This window comes from Paenibacillus sp. SEL3, assembly GCF_054602585.1.
In genome coordinates, this window is record NZ_CM137725.1 from 681,918 (window position 1) to 702,631 (window position 20,714).

The following is a 20,714-nucleotide window of genomic DNA, read 5'->3' on the forward strand; positions in this document are numbered from 1 at the left end:
AGTCCCAAAATTCTCTAACGTGTGTGTGGAGCAGCAGGATAAAAGAATACTCACCGCTTTACACGGTGAGTAAACAGAATAGGCCTCTGAGGCACCCCTACGGGTGGCTCAGAGGCCTATTCTTCCACTACTCCCACGCGCTATCGGCGTAGGGATTCATGGGTGACTAGCTTTAAGCACGGTGCAGCGGAGGGGGCGGAATGGTACTGGACAAGCGAAGCGGTCGCCTTTAAATTCCGATTTCCACCTTTATGCGGTAATCATAAAAATCGGAATTTAACAGCGATGGTAAGCACCATCCGCCTCCGCAGCGACCTCTAAAGCGCAAACCTGAATCCTCACGCCACTCCCCTACTTTAAATGCATTTTGAATTGCAGGAACAATTCGTTGTAATGAGCGAGCATGCGCTTGCCCAGATTGTCGTACACTTCCAGCTTATCTGTAATGTCGGACGGAGGGTAAAAACGCTCGTCGCCAGAGATATCTTTAGGCAGCAATTTCTTTGCATCCTTGTTTGGCGTGGAGTATCCTACAAATTCGGCATTTTGAGCGGCTACATCGGGCTGCATCATGAAATTGATGAACTTATGGGCCGCATCCACATGGGTAGCGGTTTTTGGAATAACTATATTATCAAACCACAGGTTGGAACCTTCATCCGGCACGATGTAATCGAGCTTATCGTTCTCATCCATGATTTCAGACGCATCACCGGACCATACAACCCCGGCAGCAGCTTCCTCGTTTGCCAGCAGCATTTTAATCTCGTCACCAACAACCGCTTTGACATTGGGCGCTAATTTCTCCAACTTCGTCAAAGCCTGCTGCAAATGTGCCTCATTCGTATCATTCAAGGAGTAGTGGAGACTGTTCAGCGACATGCCCATAATCTCCCTAGCTCCATCAACCAGCAACAGGTTATTACGTAACTTCGGGTCCCACAGGCCATCCCAGCTATGAAAATCAATGCCTTTCGTCAGCTCCGGGTTAAACACAATCCCGACTGTACCCCAAAAATACGGAACCGAATATTGGTTATTCGGATCAAACGAAAGGTTTAGATAATGTGAATCTACATGCTTCAAATTCGGCAGCTTGCTATGGTCCAACGGGAGCAACAAGTGCTCCTGCTTCATTTTAGCCAAAGCATATTCCGAGGGAACCGCTACATCAAACGAAGTTCCTCCCTGCTCGATTTTCGTCAGCATCGCCTCATTGGAATCAAAGGTCTGATAAATGACAGTAATCCCCGTCTCCTTCTGAAACCGTTCCAACAACTCAGGGTCAATGTAGTCTCCCCAGTTGTACACCGTCAGTGTGTTGCCACCGGAGTAGCCTTGACTGGAATTCAGCCATGCCGCCACTCCCATCAGCCCAAACGAGATGATGAAAATCGACAGAAACACGCGCACAAGTGACTTCATCTAGGCACCCCCATTTCTGCCGCAGGCTCTTTTTTTCCATTACGATTCGCCTTGCGCATAATAAAGTAGTAACCCACCACCAGCAGCACAGTAAACAGGAAAATGAGCGTGGATAACGCATTGATGGACAAGGAAACCCCTTGACGGGCACGTGAGTATATTTCCACTGATAAGGTCGAATAGCCACTTCCTGTCACAAAAAAGGTTACCGCAAAATCATCCAGCGAGTACGTTAACGCCATAAAGAAGCCCGCATAAATCCCTGGCTTGATAAAGGGTAGAATTACCTTGGTCAGCACATCCATTCGGCTGGCACCCAAATCACGCGCGGCATCGACCAGAGATGGACTCATTTCCTGCAGCCGCGGCAAAATCATAATGACCGCAATCGGGACACTAAATGCAATATGGGATAATAAAACGGAGTAGAAACCCAGCTTAATCCCGACCATCGTGAACAAAATAAGGAAGGAAGCGCCAATAATGACGTCCGGGTTCACGATCAATACATTATTGAGCGATAGCAGCGTATTTTTGACTCGACGATTCTGCATCTGATGAATAGCCAGCGCACCCATGATGCCAATAATCGTAGCCAACGCAGATGACAGCAAAGCAATCACCAAGGTGTTAATGACAATAATGATCAAGCGAGTGTCGGCAAACACCTCTTTGTAATATTGGAGTGTAAAACCTTCAAACTCATGCATCGTCCCGCCACTATTGAAGGAATAGTACATCAAATACAAAATTGGTGCATACAACACGAGAAAAACAATCACCAAATAAATATTTCCGAATCGGTTTTTATTTACCATGCCGCACCCTCCGTTTCGTTCCCGAGGTGAGCAGCATAATGATCCCCATCGCCAAAATCAGGAACACGGCAACCGTAGAGCCCATACCCCAATCCTGAGTAACCAGAAAATGCTGCTCTATCGCCGTCCCCAGTGTAATCACACGGTTACCTGCAATCAGGCGGGTAATCATAAACAGCGATAACGCTGGAATAAACACAGCCATGCAACCGGATCGCACACCCGCAAGCGTTAACGGGAAAATAACCCTGCGAAACGCAGTCCACTTGGAGGCTCCCAAATCACGGGCTGCGTCCAGCAATGAAGGGTTTAACCCTTCCAACGCGTTATAGATGGGCAAAATCATAAAAGGCACAAAAATATAAACCGACACAAACACAAAGCTGGAGCTGGTAAATAATAATTGCTGACCTCCCAACCCAACCATACCTAACACCGCATTCACCGGACCATAGGTTCCGAAAATCCCAATAAAAGCATACGTTTTGAGTAACAGGTTAATCCATGTCGGCAAAATAATGAGCAACAGCCACAGTTGCTTATGCTTGGTGCGTGTGAGTAAATAGGCTGCCGGGTAAGCAACTAACAGTGAAAATACAGTGATCAGAAATGCATACCAAAACGAGCTAAGCGTCATGCTCAAATAAACAGGTGTCAGAAACTGAGCATAGTTGTTGAATGTGAGATGACCATCCACATCAAATAGTGAATAGTAAAACACAAGTACAACCGGAGCCGCCACAAACAGCACAATCCATAAATAATAAGGCAGCAGATACGCTGCTCTTGTATTACCGGACATGCTGATCCACCTCTTCATAGGCTTCCAGACGCCGATCAAATTCTTCCTCTGTTTCCCCGAACCGCATCACATGGATCGCTTCCGGGTCAAATCGCAGACCGATTTCACTGCCCAGCTCCGCCTTTTTGGTAGAATGCACGAGCCATTCCTGTCCCGAATCATCATAGCAGCTTATTTCATAGTGAACACCACGGAACAATTGGGTATCCACTTTTACACGCAGCTTGCCTTCAACAACACTCGTAATCTCCAGATCCTCCGGTCGGATCACGATTTCAATGGGCTCGTTCGGACGTAAGCCTCCGTCGACACATTCAAACTGTCGGCCGTTAAATTCCACTTGGTAATCCGCAATCATCCGTCCTGGGACAATATTGGATTCGCCGATGAAATCAGCAACAAACCGATTGATCGGCTCATCATAAATATCATTAGGCGTACCACTCTGCTCAATCTTACCTTTGTTCATGACAAAAATTTCGTCCGACATGGCCAGTGCTTCCTCCTGATCATGCGTAACGAAAATAAAGGTAATTCCAAGGCGCTGCTGCATTTCGCGCAAAATGTACTGCATTTCAGTACGCAGCTTTAAATCCAATGCAGACAACGGTTCATCCAACAAGAGAACGTCAGGCTCATTAACGATAGCCCGTGCGATGGCAACACGCTGACGCTGTCCTCCGGACATCTCAGAAATTTCCCGCTCGCCGTAGCCTTCCAGATTGACAAAGGACAACGCCTGTGTCACCTTCTCCTGGATGTCCTTTTTATTCATTTTTTTGATTCGCAAACCAAAGGCTACATTTTCAAACACATTCAGATGCGGAAATAGCGCATAATCTTGAAAAACCGTATTGACCTGCCGCTCATTGGCTGGAACACGATTAATGAGTTTTCCATTTAAATAAATAGAGCCTTCTGTCGGCTCCGCAAAACCTGCAATCATACGCAGAATCGTCGTTTTACCACAGCCGGAAGGCCCCAGCAGTGTATAAAATTTACCACGCTCAATTTCAAAGCTGACTTCCGCCAGCACTGGGGGATCGTTGTCATATTGCTTGGTCACCCGTTCAAATCGGATGATGGTTTGCTCTCCCATAACACCCTCCTTCAAAAATTCGACTTCATTCCATTTCATTCTTCTCATTAAACATAATTATTCAGGGCGCATCATTAGCCTTGAGACTTCCATGTAAAGTAGTCTGTCAGCACACGAATGGCTACACCAATCGCTTCTTCCGCAGGCTCCAGCTTCGCATGATGCAAACCATAAGGCGTATCAACGCCAAGCCAGAACATCAGACCGGGAATTCGCTCCAGAAAATACCCGAAGTCTTCTCCGGTCATCGCTTCTCCGCATTCAATAAGCTGCACATCCTGCCGGTTACTGACCCAGTTCATAAATTCCTCGGTCACCTGAGCTTCATTGTACACTTGCAAATAATTGGAGCCATAATGAATCTCGGCATGGCATTCAAACCCAGCTTCCACACCGCGCACCAGCGCTTCAATCCGCGATTTAACCAGCGCCATCGTATCGGCAGACAACGTTCGGATCGTACCTTCCAACCGGGCAGTTTCCGCGATAATATTTTGCTTCGTGCCTCCGCTAACCTTACCCACGGTAATGACCGCTGCATCGAGTGGATTCACATTACGGGCTACAACCGTCTGTAATTGTCCCACCAGTTGGCAAGCAGCCACTACCATATCATTCGCCTTGTGTGGATACGCAGCATGCCCGCCCGTACCCTTCAGGTCGATGAAAAGCTCCGACGTATTGGCAAATAGGATGCCCGGGCGAGTCGCAATGGTACCGACAGGATATTCAGGTGCAACATGCAGCGCGACAATTTCATCGGGTATCCAGTCTGCCAGCTCTGTGCTGTCACGCATAGGCAAGGCTCCGCCCGGCCCTTCTTCAGCCGGTTGAAACAACACAACCAGGTCATCCTTAATCGGATGGCTTGCAAAGTGAGTAACAATTCCCAATCCAATCGTCATATGTAAATCGTGTCCACAAGCATGCATATAGCCGGGATGGGTCGAACGGAAATCGTAACCTGTCTCTTCTTCAATCGGTAAACCATCCATATCACAACGATATCCATAGCGGCGTTCAGGAGCTGATCCATGAATGAACACTAACACGCCCGTACGCCATGTACGAATGTCCAACCGCTCCTGAGGGAGCGTTTCCAAATAATCCAGCAAATATTGTTGTGTTTTGTACTCCTCAAAACCCGGTTCGGGAATTTGGTGTAAATCTCTTCGTATTTGGACAAAAGAACGATAGTCGACCGTACTCATTGCTGCCACGCCTCCTCTTTATAGCTCATCAGCTCTTATCGGGCAAAAGAACAAAAGGACAAAAGCCCGGCGCAGCCGCCGAGCCTTGTCCGTTGTGCTTCGTCCCTAAGTTATGCTGTCAGTGCATCATGCTTCTGACAAGGAATCGTTCACCTTTGGTACATAAAAAACTTCTGCATTCTTACAGAACGCGCAGTTCTTTCAAAATCTCAGTTTTAGATTTGGTCTTATCGTCGACCTGTTTGATCACACGTGCAGGTGTACCCGCCACTACGGAGTATTCAGGCACATCTTCAGTTACAACCGCTCCGGCTGCAACAACTGCACCTTTACCAATGCGTACGCCTTCCAGTACAACCGAGTTCGCACCGATCAATACTTCGTCTTCTACGATAACAGGCTGTGCGGACGGTGGCTCAATGACACCCGCCAGGACAACGCCTGCACCGATGTGGCACATGTTGCCTACTTTAACACGACCGCCCAGCACAGCATTCATATCAATCATCGTGCCTTCACCAATGGTGACACCGATGTTAATCACTGCACCCATCATGATGACTGCGTTGTTACCGATGCCAACCATATCACGGATATATGCGCCTGGCTCAATGCGTGCATTAATGCCTTTCAGATCCAACATTGGAACAGCGGAGTTACGGCGATCATTTTCCACCACATAATCTTCTTCTTTAGCGTTTGCGCTATCCAGTACCGGCTTGATATCAGCCCAATCACCAAATACAACACCACTGTCTCCAGAAATAAAAGCTTGAACATTCTCGCCAAATGATGCGGAAGCCAAAGCTCCTTTTACATATACTTTAACAGGCGTCTTTTTCTTGCTGTTTTTAATCACGTTGATGACTTCTTGTGTATTCATTTCGATGGACATAGTAAATCTAACAACTCCTTCATCGCTTCATACGACTTCGCAAGCCGGAATGATCTTATTCTCTCATCCTTTATAGCACAAAAGTGCAGGTCTCGCAATTATAGATTAGACCCTTATAGCTCTAACCTAGCCCTTAAAATAACCATTTTCAGCGGCATGACTGCCTTAAATTCATGATTGTAAGCCGCCGATCATCCCGCATCAAAGTAGGGTTATTTATTAGCTTGCAGGCTCTCCAGCGATGTATAAATGTAGGATTGGAATCCTTCAGCAGGTTCACCTTGTGGAATGTTCACTTTCACGATGAAACCGCCTGTTTTATTTTCTACAACTATATATTGCTGTGTCATCTTCGAACTGCTCGCTTGTAAGAACAGACGGCTACTGGATAACGCTTCAGGTATGGCTGCTTTGTCCAGCTTTTGCACCTTACCGATGGAAGCTAGATCCTTTTCGCCTTCTTTTTGAAGTTCGTCCAGATTAAAATCGGAGGGTAGCTTCGTAATTTCAGCATAATAGTTATCATCTACAGCCAAGGCAACACGGTTTTGATCAGGAAACAGGGACATCGGATCAAACACATACAGCGAATATCCCTCTCCTTTTGCCAATGTTGCTGTCTGCTTTTCCTTTTTTCCTTCAAGGGTAAGCTCAAAAGCTTGAGTTTTCGAGCGTTCCCCACCTACTTGTTGACCAGAACTTCCGTTTTGATTGCTATCTGTTCCAGTCTCTGTCTTTTGTATTTTCATTAAAGTCAGTTGCTTCGCCGTCGCGTCGCCCTCTACTGCTTTTTCGGTGTATTCAAACGCTACTGTATCGCCTTCCTTAAGTCCAGCTATTACCGTGTCCAGTCCGTCCCCCAATTGGAAGGACTGGGCTTCGCCATTGGTTTCAATCTCTACCGTATGCGGGTCAGCAGCTCCATTGTATACACCTGTGCCTTTTTTAACCTCCGACTCAGCGATTGGCTCCGGTTTAACTTGCGGCTGCTGTTGCGTTTGCGGTTGGTCTGACCCTTGAGGTGCGGTGTTATGGGTTTGCGGTTTCGTTCCACAGGCTGACAGAGCCAGCACTGCCACTACAGTCAGTAGTATGATTGAAAATGTGTTTTGTTTTTTCATAAAATCCACCTCCACTATGATAGACGAGCTTGTGCAGCAAAAGTTCTACGCAGCATCTCACTTAAAATCCAAAATCCTACCTCCTGCTCCCGTTTATTATATTCTCAGGATTTTGCAAAATCCTAATACCACGGGAATGTTAGGTACGGTATAATGGGCTGTATTAACCTAATTTTCGAGATACCGCTTGGAAGGAACATAGACGTAATTATTTTCCCCCATACGGATGGAGCTGCCACGTGAATCAAGCACACAAACCGTCGTTTTCCTTTGAATTATTGTACATCATAGGTATTATCGCTATTTCGTTCTCCTCGATCTTCGTAAGATGGTCTGAAGCCGAGGTGTCCGTCATCGCTATGTACCGTTTGTACCTAACCAATCTGATCATGCTGCCTTTGGTCTGGAAGTACCGCACTGAGCTGTTTAGCCTGACCCGCAAGCAGTGGATGCTGATCCTCTGGTCCGGTATTGCGCTGGGGCTGCATTTTTTGCTCTGGATGGGCTCACTGCGACTGACCACCGTTGCAAGCTCTACCGTTATTATGACATTGGAGCCGATCCTTGTCATGCTCGGTTCATTTTTGTTTTTCCGGACGGGCACGAATCGCGCTATGCTCATCGGGATGGGTATGGCTTTTATCGGCTCGCTGGCCATCGGAGCTGGAGACTTCCATGTCTCAGGACAAGCCCTGCTCGGGGACGCACTGTCCTTCTTGGGTATGGTAGCCGTGTCCATCCATATGCTGATGGGCAAGCATCTGCGCGAGCATTTGAGCGCGTTTGTGTATAATTTTTGGGTTTTTGCCATCGCAGCCACATCACTTGCGCTGTATAATGTGGTCAATGCCATTCCTTTTACCGGATACGCTCCACGGGAATGGGGACTGTTCCTGCTGTTAGCCATTGTACCTACGCTGTTCGGACATTACCTATTTAACTGGCTGCTCAAATACATTAACGCCACTGCGGTGTCGATGGCGGTACTCGGCGAGCCCGTTATTTCTTCCTTGCTAGCTTGGGTGCTGCTCGGGGAAAGGTTGTCTACTTTACAATTTGGTGCAGGCTTTTTCATCCTGTTCGGGGTATGGATTTTTATCCGATACGGAACGGATTTTAAAAAGAAAGTTGTCCATCAAAGTGAGTTGCCCGACACTGAGCACCCCCTGAAGGCCAGCTCTTAACTTATTTACCCCATTTTCATAAACCATACTCAATGAATTAAATTCACTTCTAAAAAAAGGAAGGCGGAATTCTCTATGAAATCCATCGTATCCAAACGCTGGCTGCTAGCCCGATTGTATGAGCCGGACATGATCATCGCCGACTGCCGTTCCCTGCTCGGACAAGCCGGAGCTGGGCGGACTCAATTTAATGAAGACCATATTCCAGGGGCGGTTCATTTCGATTTGGAAGAAGACCTTACCGCTCCTCTTGCTGAGCATGGGGGTCGCCATCCCTTACCTGATGTGGATACACTTGCTGCACGTCTAAGTCGTGCCGGAATCAATGCTGCCTCGCGCATCGTCGCTTATGATGACCAAGGCGGTATGATGGCTTCCCGCTTCTGGTGGCTCCTGCGCTATCTCGGGCATGAGCAGGTATATGTGCTGGAAGAGGGCTACAGCGCTTGGAAAGAAGCGAAGTTCCCCGTTACGGTAGACCAGCCGATTCGCATTCCAAGTACATTCACACCAAATGTACAGCCACAAATGCTCACAAGTATGCAAGAGGTGCACCGTGTATCCGAAGATTCTGTTCCTGTTGGCTCCTATATCGGTTTTTCACCTATATTAATCGACTCCAGAGAGCGGCCTCGCTACCTGGGGCTGGAGGAGCCTATAGATCAAGCAGCGGGGCATATCCCCGGTGCAGTGAATTTCTTCTGGAAAGAGGTCTTAGACGAAAAGGGTACATTTAAAAGCGCAGAGCAGTTGAAACAGCATTTCTCAGACCTTGATCAGAACGCTGAGATCATCGTATATTGCGGATCAGGCGTATCCGCCTGTCCGAATGTACTGGCCCTGAATGAAGCTGGATTTAATAAGGTGCGTTTATATCCGGGAAGCTGGAGCGACTGGATCAGTTACGAGGAGAATCCGGTGGCGACCGGGGAGGAATAAAAAGTTTTCAGCGGATATACAGACTCTAAAGACAAATACACTGTCCTAAGCGACTAGGCTTAGGCAGTGTGTTTGCTTTTGGTCAAAAGTACACAAAAAGTCAACTTGAGCCGAGTGAAACAATAAAACGATGTAGTTGAAGTTGCTCGCTTCTTATAATAGCTATCCAATATTTTGAACAAATATATATCTTAATTCATATTCTTTCTGTCGTTTTTCAGCATATATCAGAGTTTCTCTTATGGAACCTGTTTCTAATATATTCAAGTCATTAAAATGTTCTATTAAATCTTCTTCAGTGAAGAAGTGAGCATATTTCCCTTTCTTGTATTCATATGTTCCTTCCTCAACTTTCCTACCCACACCATTATTAGAATCACGGTCAGAAAAACACGTAAAATACATCACTCCCTGTTCCTTCAAATGCATCACACAATTCTGTATCAATTTTTTTCGGTCTTCTAACAAAAATAAATGTAATAAATCATAACAATATATGCCGTCATACCTTTTGCTTGTACTAAACTCTAACACCGATTCTTGAATAAAATTCGTTCTTAAATCCCATTCTTTTGCTAGATTTATAGCTGAACTAGATATCTCAATTCCATCAACCTGAAAATAAGAAGAGAACGCCTTCGTATTTCTTCCATATCCAGCACCAGGAACCAAAATATCATGTACATTATTTTTTTTGAACAAATCTATAGCTTGGGTTACAGTTTGACTTGGTTCACAACCCCAAATCATCCCTTCTTCAGAAAATCTTTTGTTCCAATAATCCCCCATATGATTCACCCGCCTATATACTCACATTGCTCTTCTTTTAAGCTCATCAATCTGTCTGATATGATGTTGCTCATGCCAGATAAAATCTCTTAAATATGATATTACAGTAAACTTCCCGTCAGCATATTCTTTAGTAAACTTGTCGTCTTCAAAACTCTCTATACTCTCCAATATCATGTTACGGTACTGAATAGTCATTTTAATTAATTCTTCTTTCGTTTTTGTTTTTCCATATTCAACAGCATCCTGATTAAATTGTTCAAAATCCATATGTGTTAATGTCAAAGGCGCATCGTTTAATATCGGATTTATGGCTACTTCATAAAAGTATTTATCCCACAGTAATATATGACTTACGATATCGTGAACTGACCATTTATCTTCAGCAATCTTTATTTTCCAATCCATTTCACGAATCTCAGAAACAAAACATATCCATTCCTTGAACTCCTCTAGTAACCGCGACTTTTCATTCATAGTTTCAGACTCCTCTTTTCAAATTTGAGCTAGTTAAAATAACATATTTGTATGCATGAACCCCAAAGGGGTTGCCTTCTGAAAATCTTTTTTATGAATTCTATAATAATTATATCTTTCAGCATCTATTTCTATCTCTCCTACAAACTTAAAATTACTTTTTTGAATAACTTATTTGATGCTGCATTCTCAAGTAATGCAATTGCGTTTAATTCTTTAATCCCGTATTTTCAAATAAATACTGTATTACTCCCTGAACCGCTTGAGTCGTATATCCTCTACTTCTATAATCTTTTGAGATACCATACATGATTTCTCTATTGGTTGCTGGAAGCTCGTCTTTTATTCCTGAACAACAACCATCCGATGGATTCTCCCGTTTCTTTAAGTTACTCAATTCAACTTCCCTTCAGGGCTCTACTTGAACTAATAATTCTTCCATAGTCATTTCTGGAGTTATAATTATCGTTTTGTTTAGTTTTCGACTTAGGTCTTTTAGGAAGTTCATGAGTACATCTTTTTTTTTCTCTGAATTTATCTGTATTGGTGAAACATCAAATTCAATAACGCTTCCTTCATAAAAATATCCACAAATATCAATTTCACTATATTCAATAGTTATTCCAATACTTGCTTCTTTTTTAATTCTTAACAACTCAGCAATATCCCTAATTTTAGTTATTAGCCCATCTATAGTCACTCGATAATTAATTCTATCACTTTCCAAATAATCAAAAATTAAAGCCCATACTTGGATGTCTGTATCCAATACATAAATATCCCTTAGACTTCCATCTTTAAAGAATACTTCATTCATTACTTCATCGTAATTCATGCAAACCTCCTAACACTCCGCATTTCATCTAACGTTCTTGTATCTCCGAGCTCTCACCATCTATTAGCTTCTATTCTTCATTCATTCTATCTGCTCGTATCCTATCCAGCTCATTTCCTCAATGTTTAATAATTCTTTAAACTCTTCTACTAACTGATGCTCAGATTCTAGTTGTGTATAGTAATTATTATTCAAAATATCGTCTAATTGTTTTATTCGCTCATTATCTAGTTCAAAAAATCTAAATGTTTTTAGATTGCAATTTGTAAACTGTTTTGCTATTTTCTCATTGTATTCATTAGATCTCAGGACTTCTTCAATTAATTCAGTTCTGATTTTGTCCCCTCTAGGGTCGACATATAAAAATTCAATGTGATCTTCCTCTGGATATCTTTCTTCTGCAAGCTTAATAATTGAAGTATCTAATAACACATATGATATATGAAGACTTGCTACCTCTTGTGAATTGTAAACTACCCGGTATCCCCAACAGTGATCTTCAAAATTATAAAAATATAACACTGGGATTTTTTCTGAAATTTGAAATAAACTTTCTGGAATTTCTTCACTTTCTTCTATATCTTTGGTTACGAAAACAAACCATTTGTCATTTAAATCCTCCGCGTATATAGGATCATGCTTAAGAATTGCTTCTTTATATTTCAATAGTGATAAGCTTCCTAAAGTCAATTCACTCATTGTTTTGGCCTCTTTTTGTTTTTTTAGTCATTTTTCAGCTAACGTTCTTGTATTCATGAACCCCTAAGGGATTGTCTGCTGAAATTCCTCTCTGAAATCCACCTCGCATACCCATACTCCGTAAGAAGCCGCTGCTTGAATATGATGTTAGACGATACCCTTGATCTCTTTTGAGTTCCTTAAAATAATCCCTATTACTACTGTATTTTAACTTCTCAAATCGACAACCATCGTGATTGATGAATCAACTTTCCCAACTTCTTTAAATCCGAATCTCTCGTAGAGTTTCATTGCCGCTGCATTGCTCGGATCAACACTGAGGGATAATTTTTTTATATTCCTCTTCCTAGCTTCTTTAAATAATTCATCCATTAAGGCCATTCCGATTTTTCTTCCCCTGTATTCTTTTAACAAAGCCATTCCTAGTTCGGGTACATCATTATCAATAAACCCAAATCCCTTATTATCCTCGTTAAAATATCGAACTGTTATTGATCCGACGGGTTCACCCTCATGGTTCATTGCTATAAATCCAAAATCCCCATCTCTTCCCCAACCTTCAATATACTTTGATATATAAGGGTCTTTTATTATCGCTTTATCGAATGGCTCTTGACCTTCTGGGACAAATAATGATTCATATAACATCTCCCATAAAAAAAACACATCATCTTCTATTATTGGTCGGATTCTGTATTGCATCATTGAAGTTACCTCATTTCTAGATTTTCAAAGGTTTCACCTAACGTTTCTATATTTCCATAAGAGCCGCAGCTTGAATATGATGTTATGCGATTCCTCTATCCTCTCCGAATCAACGTTCCAAAGATAGGCTTGCTTCTGTTAATTCATCATTTACCTCTAAATATTTCAATGTTTTTTCAATAACGTCGTGGTCCATTGTTTTCGTTATAATTAGATGTTTAATATTAAATCCTGGTATTTCCATTTCTCTTTCAAAGTGATTTACTAATTTTTGAGGGGTTGTCACCAAACTCCACCGCTCACTTCCATCCGAAAAAGTAAGGGTCACCTCCACCAAATCAAACTCCTTTGGATCATCATCAAACTTCCATCTTTCTAAATAAGGCACTTCTATATTTCCTTCAATAAAATGAGCTTTTGATATCCAAACTGCTTTTCCATGGTTTCCAATAATTCTATACTTGTCCCTATCTTCTTTTTTTACGATGTATTTATTGCCTCGTGTAAGTGCATGAGCATAAACGCCTATACTCATACAAGTTATGATTGGTCCCTCCATCAATTCACTTCCATACCGTATTTAACTTACTGAGGTTTCGCATAACGTTCCTGTATTCATGAACTCCAAAAGGGGGTGTCTGCTGAAATTCCTCTTCGAAATCCAACTCGCAGACCTAGGCTCCATTTGAGCAGCAGCTTGAATAATATTCTAAATGTCACTTCCTTCATTGATTTCCTCAACGTCAATTTTTGTTTAAAACCTTTGTCAGTATTATTTCCAGAGGTTCATTCTCAAGCATTAAACATCCAGCATCTCTATAGCCAAGCTTTCTATAAAAATGTTGAGCTTCTTCATTTGAAAGTGTTGAGGTCATAACCATTTCAAATCCTTTTTGTTTCATTAACTCCTCCCAATAGTGGACAACTTTTTTACCAATACCTGTTCCTCTATACTCCTCATCTATCCATATCATATTCATAAATGGTGTGTTGTCCCAAAAAAATCCGTATCTCATCCAACCTATTTCTTGATTGGATTCTCTGATTATTAAAATTTCATTTTCTTTTATTTTTGCTCTTATCAGTGTCTTATGTATGTGCTTGTCTCTTAACAAGATGTACTCATAATCTGATTCAATCGCAAAATCAATCTTCATTGTAAATCCTCCCTTTCACTCTTTTCATTGAATATCTTCTTTGTAACACTCAGCACTGATGTCTCATAACGTTTGTACATTACATAAGTTTATAAAGTCTTTTTAAAAATGTATAAGTCACCTTCTTCTCTAACTTTAGTAAACCCACACTTTGAATAGAAGTGATGATTCTTCACACTCCAGCTAGGAGTATCCAGCCACCATTCAGTGCTGTCTGGAAATTCACTTTCAAATTTCTCCATCACCTTCGTTCCGATTCCTTGATTTTTAAAATTCGGATCAATAAAGATCCTTCCTAGATTATGCACTTGATTACATTCTACAAATATCATAGCTCCCCCGATTATTTCTCCATTAAAGAGTACCTTGAAATATTCGCAATTTTGCATCATCTCTTCTTGCCAACTTATGGAGTCATATCCTATGGGCCCAACGGTTTCGTTATTATTAAAATGCTTTGATTCATCCTCAAAACTGGCCTTTTGTATTTCAGCAAGTCTTTGCGCATCTTTTTTTCCAGCTTTTTCCAATGTCAGCACCAAGCATACCTCCATTGTCTTTTTATTTTTTCCAGGGTTGTCTGCTGAAATGCCTCCTCGAACTCCATCCCAGCAGGTCAAGGTTCCGTAAGGATTCGATGCTTGAATATTATGTTATCAGAAGTTACCGAACTTCTTCATTATGCATTCAAAATCAATCTGCAATTTTTTTTATCAGCGAATTTTCTAATATGGTCTTTTTCATTTTGTAATTTGATTATTAGTTCATCTGCATCTCTTTCACTTTTTTGAGCTTTTAGTGACTCTTCTTCTGTTATTTCTATTTCTATCATTTGAACCACTATTCCACCAGCAACAAAAATAATAAATATTCCCTCATCTCTTCGTAATTATATTAATCCCATAATTGGCAAAGAGTATATCCATATTATGGGTGCCAGCCTCAAAAAAGCCTCAAATTTAGAGACTCAAATGGACGATGTTGGTTCGTTTCCCTCGACACCACAATTCAGCAATTTCCAAAATTGTTCAACCATGACCGATGCCGGATACGGCATCGAACGGGTAATCCACCATTCCAATACCCCCACTGCCGCTGAAATTAAAAATTGCACCGTAATGTCCCTGTTCATATCCTGATCGAGGTTGATCGAATCCAGATGCTCGCACAGACTTTGCCGGAACATTGTCTCTATTTGGTTTCGAAAAACCGTACTTCCCTTGTTCGTCAGCATTATTGAGTAGAATGAAGCATGCTGCTCCAAATATTCAAACGTACGCAGTAGTGCGGTTTTGGAAGGGAGATGAAAGAAGTTATCTTCAGACATACAATTGCGTAGTAACTCTTTAATTTGAGCTTCCATGCATTGATCGCGCAGATCGTACTTATCAGCAAAATGCAAATAAACCGTTCCGCGATTGACATTCGCTTCCTCAGCAATTTGATTGATCGTAATTCTCTCGAATTCCTTTTCTGACATCAGCCTCATAAAAGCATCAATAATGGCTTGCCTCGATTTTTGAATACGCCTGTCCATATCCTTCTCCCCTCTGTACTATCCGAAAAAATGAACACTTCGAAGTCCTCTGTTGAAAAATCAACAACCACGCTTGTTTTAACCATTGAATCCCATATACCGCTCTGATACATTCACTTTATAAAATTTATGTTGATGATTCAACATATGTTCAATTTTAGAGGAGCTGTAATCATGAAATCTATCGTTTTACAATCTTTGGAATGATTTAAATCACATTGAATTAGGAGGGTTTAAAAATTGAAACTTACAGGAAACACGATTTTTATTACAGGCGGCGGTTCGGGAATTGGACGTGCGTTAGCAGAAGCTCTCCACAATCTTGGAAACAAAGTTATTATCGCCGGTCGACGTAAAGAGCGTCTGGAGGAGACGATCAAAGCGAATCCCGGCATGTCCGCAGTGGAATTGAATGTACAAGACCCTGCCAGCATAAAGGCGGCCGCCAAGCAGTTAATCAAAGAATACCCGGATGTTAATGTCTTGATTAACAACGCCGGCATCATACAGTCCGATGACGCGGCGGGCGTGATCGATGAGGATGTTTTGATTTCGACTGTCACTACAAACTTGCTTGGCCCCATTCGGTTGACTTCTGCATTCATCGAGCATTTGAAGGCCAAAGAAGAAGCTGTTGTCATCAACACGACTTCAATACTTGGATTTGTACCGTTAGCGACAACTGCTATATACTCAGCGACGAAGGCAGCACTTCACACCTATACGCTGTCCCAAAGGTACATGCTTAAAGACACATCGGTAAAAGTAATAGAAATTGTGCCCCCATGGGTTCAAAGCAACAACGATGAACCGCGTGCGATACCACTTGATTCATTCATTGATGCAACAATTAAGATACTTGGCACGGATACAGACGAAGTTCTGGTGGAAGAAGCGAAAATGTTTCGAAATAACCCTGGCCCGAACGAAGGTGTTTTTGTGACCCAGCTTAACGATTTGATGAATTCTGAACCTCCAAAGATCCATTGATCCATCTGTAATTCAGTTTTTAAAAATTTAAGCGAGCATGAAGTAAACACTCATCTCCGTCTACTTCATGTTCATTTTACTGCAACTTGCACGTGGAATAAGAAAAAGCGCAACCGGCCACACCCATGTTTACCTCTTAAATAATTTCGTTGATTTCACATAATGTAGGGAATTCCCGAAGTTCAAACAGCCCTTTGTTAGGTGATGTCGGGGACATCCTCGATTTACTAAAAAAATGTTTTCATGATCTTACCTCATTTAAAAATCTTGTTATTATCGGTAGGTCGGGAGGACTTATTTGATTAGGTATCTTGTTTAAATCAAAAAATCGTATATCTTGTACTTCAGCTTTATCACCTTTAATTATTCCACTGTATTCTTTACATATATAAGCTGCAACTACGTTATATACTTCATCTCCATGCGGATATCGATAGTAGAGTTCCGGGCCTGAAAATATATCAAGTAATTCTAACTCTTCGGCTTCTAAGCCTACCTCTTCAAAAAGTTCCCGGCTTGCAACCTCCTTCATATTCTCACCAGGCTCCATTGAACCTCCTGGTAATCCCCATAGACCATTGTCAGTTCTTTGCTGCAATAGTAATCGTCCCTCATCATCTATGAGAATCACACATGCTCCTGCCATAATTATAGGTCGGGTACCTACTAACTCTCTTAATTCTCTTATGTAATTCAATTTCTTCACGCCCCTTTGAGATCCTTCAACAGACCAAGGCTCCGTTAGGAGCCACTGCTTGAATTTAACGTTATATGACGGATTCACTTCTAAAATCTACTTTCGTCAATGGATAAGGCACGTAGTCCGGGTGGCTCTGCTACTTAGCCGGTTGAATGTTTCCGTTGAATCCGCCCTTCCGAAATGCATCTTCCGGGCTAAGGGTCGGGCTTGTCCCGGCCAGATGAGTTGAATGCTATGTTAAATAACGTTGACTTTTTTCGAGTTAAGTAATTATTATTCTCGTTTCCATTTATGTGTTTCGAGTAGTTTTCCAGTTTCATAAAAATACTTTATTACTTCAAGCATAGGAATTAATTCTATACAAATGTTATCGCAATAATTGCCTAACTGGCCACCAGCAACCAGATGAATTTCACCGTTTCCCTGTTTATTGTTCATAAGAGTATATATATTACCATCAATTGTAATAGACACTATAAAATATTCCGGTCCGCCTCCAACCAATGCTGAATCTGTATCTGATACCTCAAAAAAAACTAATGTAAATTTATCTCCATCGAGTTTTTTAAAAAAACTTAAAGTGTCTGCCCACGTAGGATTCATAACTATTTCTTCATTGAATGTGGTCCCAATCCATTCATCAATACTAATAGATTTTATCACTTTTTCTTTTCATCCTTTTTAGATGGTTTTATTTATTCGGGGGCTTTCATCTAACGATTCTACATTCACGATCCCAGCGAGTGCTCAGGTGTCCTACAGTGATCTCCTTTTCCGAAATCCTTCTGCCGGGCCGAGGGCGTATGCCGATGTGTGATACTATGTTATCAGATGAACTATGACAATTTTGAGGGTATCTACAAAATTTCTTCTCCCTTTAATATTTCATTTGAGAACTGGTCCACAGCCAACCACGTCGAAACATCCTCTTTGATATTCTTATTCCAAGCAACTAAAAAATGTACTTGGCATATCTCATTAGAATCAATTAGTGTCATAGGAATTTTAATGCCTTTATCAGAACTTAGGATAAAACCGTGCTTTTCAAAGTCAGAGTTTAAACATAGCGATTTAGGAATCATATCTCCTTGATTTCTTCTTGCCATTAACATATCCCCGTCTTGTGTCCCCAAGTGTAAACGGTATATCTGATTCTCGTATTCGACAGCTTCAAGATCTTCCCCAGTATTAGATCCATAATCTGTCCAACTGTAACCCTCCTTCCAAGAAGCAGAAAAGCTGCACGTACTTATTTGAGTGTTCGCATGAGGCTTTATTCTAAAAACTGCTCCCCAACATTCTTCTACTGTCAGATGTAAAGCGAGATTGAGCTTGGGTCTACAGACAACTAGCTCACAATCAAATGAATCATAATAATATTTATATAATGATCCACCATTTTTGAGTTTATAACTTTTTTCTGGATAATAGAAGTTATCAGAGACTGTGATTGAAAATTCAATTATTCCAAGAGGAGTATGTATTTGTGGCTGTAAGAGATTGTTTTCTTTAATTAAGACTTGTTCTCCATGAAATAGCTTCATTATTTTCCTCCTCATAGTCTTTCTAATAACGTTCCTGTATGCATGAACCCCAACTCGCTGGCCTAGGCTCCGATAGTATGTTATGCGAAGCTTCTTCGAAAACTTTTGAACCGATGTTGCTCTTCTTAAAAACAATATTGAACTTGTATAATTATCACTTAGACATAAAGAAATTGAATTGTTAATATAGCAGACCAAGCCATAGAATACAGAATTTCTTCTTAAGCCTGTCCATTGCTTATGATTCTCTTCTGTATTTAATTTTTTGGCTAACTCAAAGACATGAGAATTCAAAAACATCTGGTATTCCTCCATCTCTAAGCAGTTTCGCATAACGTTCTTGTATCTACGAATCCGAGAGGCTTAAGGCGCAAAGCGCCGGGTCCATCGGACTTAGCCTCGCAGGGTTGTGAGCTGATCCCGCTTCTCTCTCTGCTTTCCACTTCTAGCGAACCAAGGGCAACGCCCGCAGCGTAGATGCGATGTTATATGAGGTCAGCTTTTCTTCGAGTCAACTAATAATTATGCTTCCTTGCTAGTTTCCACTTCATAAATAAATTTATATCACTTATAGCATCTAATATTATTCCTTTATGTTCTATATTATTTTTTAATTCTTTCAAAATGATTGGTTTTACTAGTCTTTTATCTAACTGTTTTTTAGTTCTTGCTATATGTGCTAATCCCAATACAGAATTCGCTCTTACATTTGGATTATCATGTTGCGCTGATTTAAGACATATATCTTGAGCAAACTTCCAATTGTGATGATACATTCCAACTGAAAGTGGTAAATATATAAGTTCTTCTACTTCTTGACGAGTTAAAATATCTTTTATTTCCTGATCTGTGTATTCTTCGATATGCTTGTAAATTCGCTTCATAGTACTTGCTCCTAAATATAGCCTTTTTATTCCTAGCTGATCTCACATAACGTTTCTGTATTCAAGACGTCCGGCGTATGCCGAATATGTTCGGCTGATTCTACTTCATGGCTTCTCAACTTCTGCCGAACCGAGGAGCGAATGCGACGATGCTTGGATGTGATGTTATACAGAGGTACCATGAATTCATTGAATCTACTTAGAAATCCTGTTTAATTCACCATCACCATTCTCTCCATTCTTCTGTAATATCTTGATCCTCCTCAATTTCTAATCCAGCTAGTCTTGCTGCCTTATCTATAAATTCAGCCAGTTCTTCACGTTCCATCGTTTCAATAAAATAGTGTTCTTTTCATTCAATTCATTAAACGTAATTACAATTTCTTCTACAGCCTTCATAATACTTTCAGGATGTTTAGTTTCTTGTAATAATATTAATTGGTTTAGATAGTTATCAAGGACTTTATCACACATTAATAATCTCTCTTCTGTAAAAAGGTCATCTCCGTATTCAACCATTCTTTTGTTTTTACAATTGAGTTGGTTTTTCATTAAATAGGTCCTGTAATGTCATTGGGCACATCCCTCATTTTCTTGTTTTTGTTTTAATAGATTTTTAAAATTGTTGCATAGTATTTCGCATATGAGTTTGCTTACTAACTTGCTTTTCACTTCACTTATCTTATTTTTTCTTTAATTCATCTTTTTTCATCTGTTAGCACACTTAAAGAAAGACCAATTACGGTCAACATCTGGTCATTACAATTGGCTTGGAGGGTTTATTCCCTTCTAAGTCTCAGATAATAAAAACCCACCTTCGGCTCTTAACCTTTAGGTGATTTTTTACCTTCTCTTGTTGTTATTGATGCATGTTAAAAGTGCAAGAATAGATGTCCAAAATAT

25 protein-coding genes and 1 pseudogene are annotated in these 20,714 nt (G+C 41.2%); 3 read left to right on the top strand and 23 right to left on the bottom strand.

The window, feature by feature from the left end:
- Positions 1-351 precede the first annotated feature (351 nt).
- From ACYCS5_RS03285 to ACYCS5_RS03315, 7 genes are all read right to left on the bottom strand, one after another.
- Positions 352-1,425 carry an ABC transporter substrate-binding protein gene (locus tag ACYCS5_RS03285; protein WP_029515433.1) on the bottom strand — a complete coding sequence of 358 codons (1,074 nt, stop codon included), beginning with the start codon at positions 1,423-1,425 and terminating at the stop codon, positions 352-354.
- The gene (locus tag ACYCS5_RS03290) at positions 1,422-2,243 is read right to left on the bottom strand and encodes an ABC transporter permease (RefSeq protein WP_013311255.1); all 822 of its coding nucleotides are present in this window, start codon (positions 2,241-2,243) and stop codon (positions 1,422-1,424) included. Before ACYCS5_RS03290 ends, ACYCS5_RS03285 begins: the two co-directional genes overlap by 4 nt.
- Positions 2,233-3,045 (bottom strand): ABC transporter permease, encoded by an 813-nt coding sequence (locus ACYCS5_RS03295; RefSeq protein ID WP_023989586.1) that lies wholly within the window; start codon positions 3,043-3,045, stop codon positions 2,233-2,235. Before ACYCS5_RS03295 ends, ACYCS5_RS03290 begins: the two co-directional genes overlap by 11 nt.
- On the bottom strand, positions 3,035-4,144 hold the full coding sequence (locus ACYCS5_RS03300) for an ABC transporter ATP-binding protein (protein WP_459760786.1): 1,110 nt from the start codon (positions 4,142-4,144) through the stop codon (positions 3,035-3,037). Before ACYCS5_RS03300 ends, ACYCS5_RS03295 begins: the two co-directional genes overlap by 11 nt.
- A 74-nt stretch (positions 4,145-4,218) precedes the next feature.
- Complete coding sequence (locus ACYCS5_RS03305; protein WP_209950162.1) at positions 4,219-5,355, bottom strand: N-acetyldiaminopimelate deacetylase; 1,137 nt, start codon at positions 5,353-5,355, stop codon at positions 4,219-4,221.
- A gap of 181 nt (positions 5,356-5,536) precedes the next feature.
- Positions 5,537-6,250 carry a 2,3,4,5-tetrahydropyridine-2,6-dicarboxylate N-acetyltransferase gene (gene dapD, locus ACYCS5_RS03310; RefSeq protein WP_029515436.1) on the bottom strand — a complete coding sequence of 238 codons (714 nt, stop codon included), beginning with the start codon at positions 6,248-6,250 and terminating at the stop codon, positions 5,537-5,539.
- A 212-nt stretch (positions 6,251-6,462) separates the two neighbouring features.
- Positions 6,463-7,371 carry a hypothetical protein gene (locus tag ACYCS5_RS03315; protein ID WP_459760787.1) on the bottom strand — a complete coding sequence of 303 codons (909 nt, stop codon included), beginning with the start codon at positions 7,369-7,371 and terminating at the stop codon, positions 6,463-6,465.
- A 239-nt stretch (positions 7,372-7,610) separates the two neighbouring features.
- Between ACYCS5_RS03315 and ACYCS5_RS03320 the strand changes: the two genes are divergently transcribed.
- Together ACYCS5_RS03320 and ACYCS5_RS03325 are read left to right on the top strand one after the other, a co-directional pair.
- Positions 7,611-8,555: a DMT family transporter gene (locus ACYCS5_RS03320; protein WP_318627380.1), complete on the top strand. Its 945-nt coding sequence runs from the start codon at positions 7,611-7,613 to the stop codon at positions 8,553-8,555.
- A gap of 75 nt (positions 8,556-8,630) precedes the next feature.
- Positions 8,631-9,494, top strand: coding sequence for a sulfurtransferase (locus ACYCS5_RS03325; RefSeq protein ID WP_459760788.1), 864 nt, complete (start codon positions 8,631-8,633; stop codon positions 9,492-9,494).
- A gap of 162 nt (positions 9,495-9,656) precedes the next feature.
- On the opposite strand, the gene ACYCS5_RS03330 is transcribed toward ACYCS5_RS03325, so the two are convergent.
- The 11 genes from ACYCS5_RS03330 to ACYCS5_RS03380 all read right to left on the bottom strand — a co-directional run bounded on the left by ACYCS5_RS03330 (position 9,657) and on the right by ACYCS5_RS03380 (position 15,693).
- Positions 9,657-10,283, bottom strand: coding sequence for a methyltransferase domain-containing protein (locus ACYCS5_RS03330; protein ID WP_459760789.1), 627 nt, complete (start codon positions 10,281-10,283; stop codon positions 9,657-9,659).
- A gap of 21 nt (positions 10,284-10,304) precedes the next feature.
- Positions 10,305-10,760, bottom strand: a complete 456-nt coding sequence (locus ACYCS5_RS03335; protein WP_459760790.1) for a DinB family protein — start codon at positions 10,758-10,760, stop codon at positions 10,305-10,307.
- Positions 10,761-10,968: 208 nt separating this feature from the next.
- Positions 10,969-11,157 (bottom strand): GNAT family N-acetyltransferase, encoded by a 189-nt coding sequence (locus ACYCS5_RS03340; RefSeq protein WP_459760791.1) that lies wholly within the window; start codon positions 11,155-11,157, stop codon positions 10,969-10,971.
- A gap of 12 nt (positions 11,158-11,169) precedes the next feature.
- Positions 11,170-11,595, bottom strand: coding sequence for a protein export chaperone secb (locus tag ACYCS5_RS03345; RefSeq protein WP_459760792.1), 426 nt, complete (start codon positions 11,593-11,595; stop codon positions 11,170-11,172).
- Between the two features lie 81 nt (positions 11,596-11,676).
- Positions 11,677-12,294, bottom strand: a complete 618-nt coding sequence (locus ACYCS5_RS03350; RefSeq protein WP_459760793.1) for a hypothetical protein — start codon at positions 12,292-12,294, stop codon at positions 11,677-11,679.
- 207 nt (positions 12,295-12,501) lie between these two features.
- The gene (locus tag ACYCS5_RS03355; RefSeq protein WP_023989595.1) at positions 12,502-12,999 is read right to left on the bottom strand and encodes a GNAT family N-acetyltransferase; all 498 of its coding nucleotides are present in this window, start codon (positions 12,997-12,999) and stop codon (positions 12,502-12,504) included.
- Positions 13,000-13,108: 109 nt separating this feature from the next.
- Positions 13,109-13,534, bottom strand: coding sequence for a hypothetical protein (locus ACYCS5_RS03360; protein WP_459760794.1), 426 nt, complete (start codon positions 13,532-13,534; stop codon positions 13,109-13,111).
- Positions 13,535-13,742: 208 nt separating this feature from the next.
- Positions 13,743-14,156, bottom strand: a complete 414-nt coding sequence (locus ACYCS5_RS03365) for a GNAT family N-acetyltransferase (protein WP_459760795.1) — start codon at positions 14,154-14,156, stop codon at positions 13,743-13,745.
- Between the two features lie 89 nt (positions 14,157-14,245).
- Positions 14,246-14,695, bottom strand: coding sequence for a GNAT family N-acetyltransferase (locus ACYCS5_RS03370; protein WP_459760796.1), 450 nt, complete (start codon positions 14,693-14,695; stop codon positions 14,246-14,248).
- A gap of 140 nt (positions 14,696-14,835) precedes the next feature.
- Positions 14,836-14,988: a hypothetical protein gene (locus ACYCS5_RS03375; protein ID WP_459760797.1), complete on the bottom strand. Its 153-nt coding sequence runs from the start codon at positions 14,986-14,988 to the stop codon at positions 14,836-14,838.
- A 135-nt stretch (positions 14,989-15,123) separates the two neighbouring features.
- Entirely contained in the window at positions 15,124-15,693 is a 570-nt protein-coding gene (locus ACYCS5_RS03380) for a TetR/AcrR family transcriptional regulator (RefSeq protein WP_459760798.1), read from the bottom strand.
- Between the two features lie 240 nt (positions 15,694-15,933).
- On the opposite strand from ACYCS5_RS03380, the gene ACYCS5_RS03385 reads away from it, so the two are divergent.
- Complete coding sequence (locus tag ACYCS5_RS03385) at positions 15,934-16,683, top strand: SDR family oxidoreductase (RefSeq protein WP_459760799.1); 750 nt, start codon at positions 15,934-15,936, stop codon at positions 16,681-16,683.
- A 241-nt stretch (positions 16,684-16,924) separates the two neighbouring features.
- Here the strand turns inward: ACYCS5_RS03385 and ACYCS5_RS03390 are convergent, their stop codons facing one another.
- From ACYCS5_RS03390 to ACYCS5_RS03410, 5 genes and pseudogenes are all read right to left on the bottom strand, one after another.
- Positions 16,925-17,380 (bottom strand): NUDIX hydrolase, encoded by a 456-nt coding sequence (locus tag ACYCS5_RS03390; protein WP_029515453.1) that lies wholly within the window; start codon positions 17,378-17,380, stop codon positions 16,925-16,927.
- A gap of 276 nt (positions 17,381-17,656) precedes the next feature.
- A complete protein-coding gene (locus ACYCS5_RS03395; RefSeq protein ID WP_029515454.1) occupies positions 17,657-18,046 on the bottom strand; it encodes a hypothetical protein in 390 nt (129 codons plus the stop codon).
- 194 nt (positions 18,047-18,240) lie between these two features.
- The gene (locus ACYCS5_RS03400) at positions 18,241-18,927 is read right to left on the bottom strand and encodes a hypothetical protein (protein ID WP_069010401.1); all 687 of its coding nucleotides are present in this window, start codon (positions 18,925-18,927) and stop codon (positions 18,241-18,243) included.
- Positions 18,928-19,442: 515 nt separating this feature from the next.
- Positions 19,443-19,811 (bottom strand): hypothetical protein, encoded by a 369-nt coding sequence (locus tag ACYCS5_RS03405; RefSeq protein WP_165149845.1) that lies wholly within the window; start codon positions 19,809-19,811, stop codon positions 19,443-19,445.
- A 223-nt stretch (positions 19,812-20,034) separates the two neighbouring features.
- A pseudogene (locus ACYCS5_RS03410) lies at positions 20,035-20,385 on the bottom strand (hypothetical protein).
- Positions 20,386-20,714: the final 329 nt, after the last annotated feature.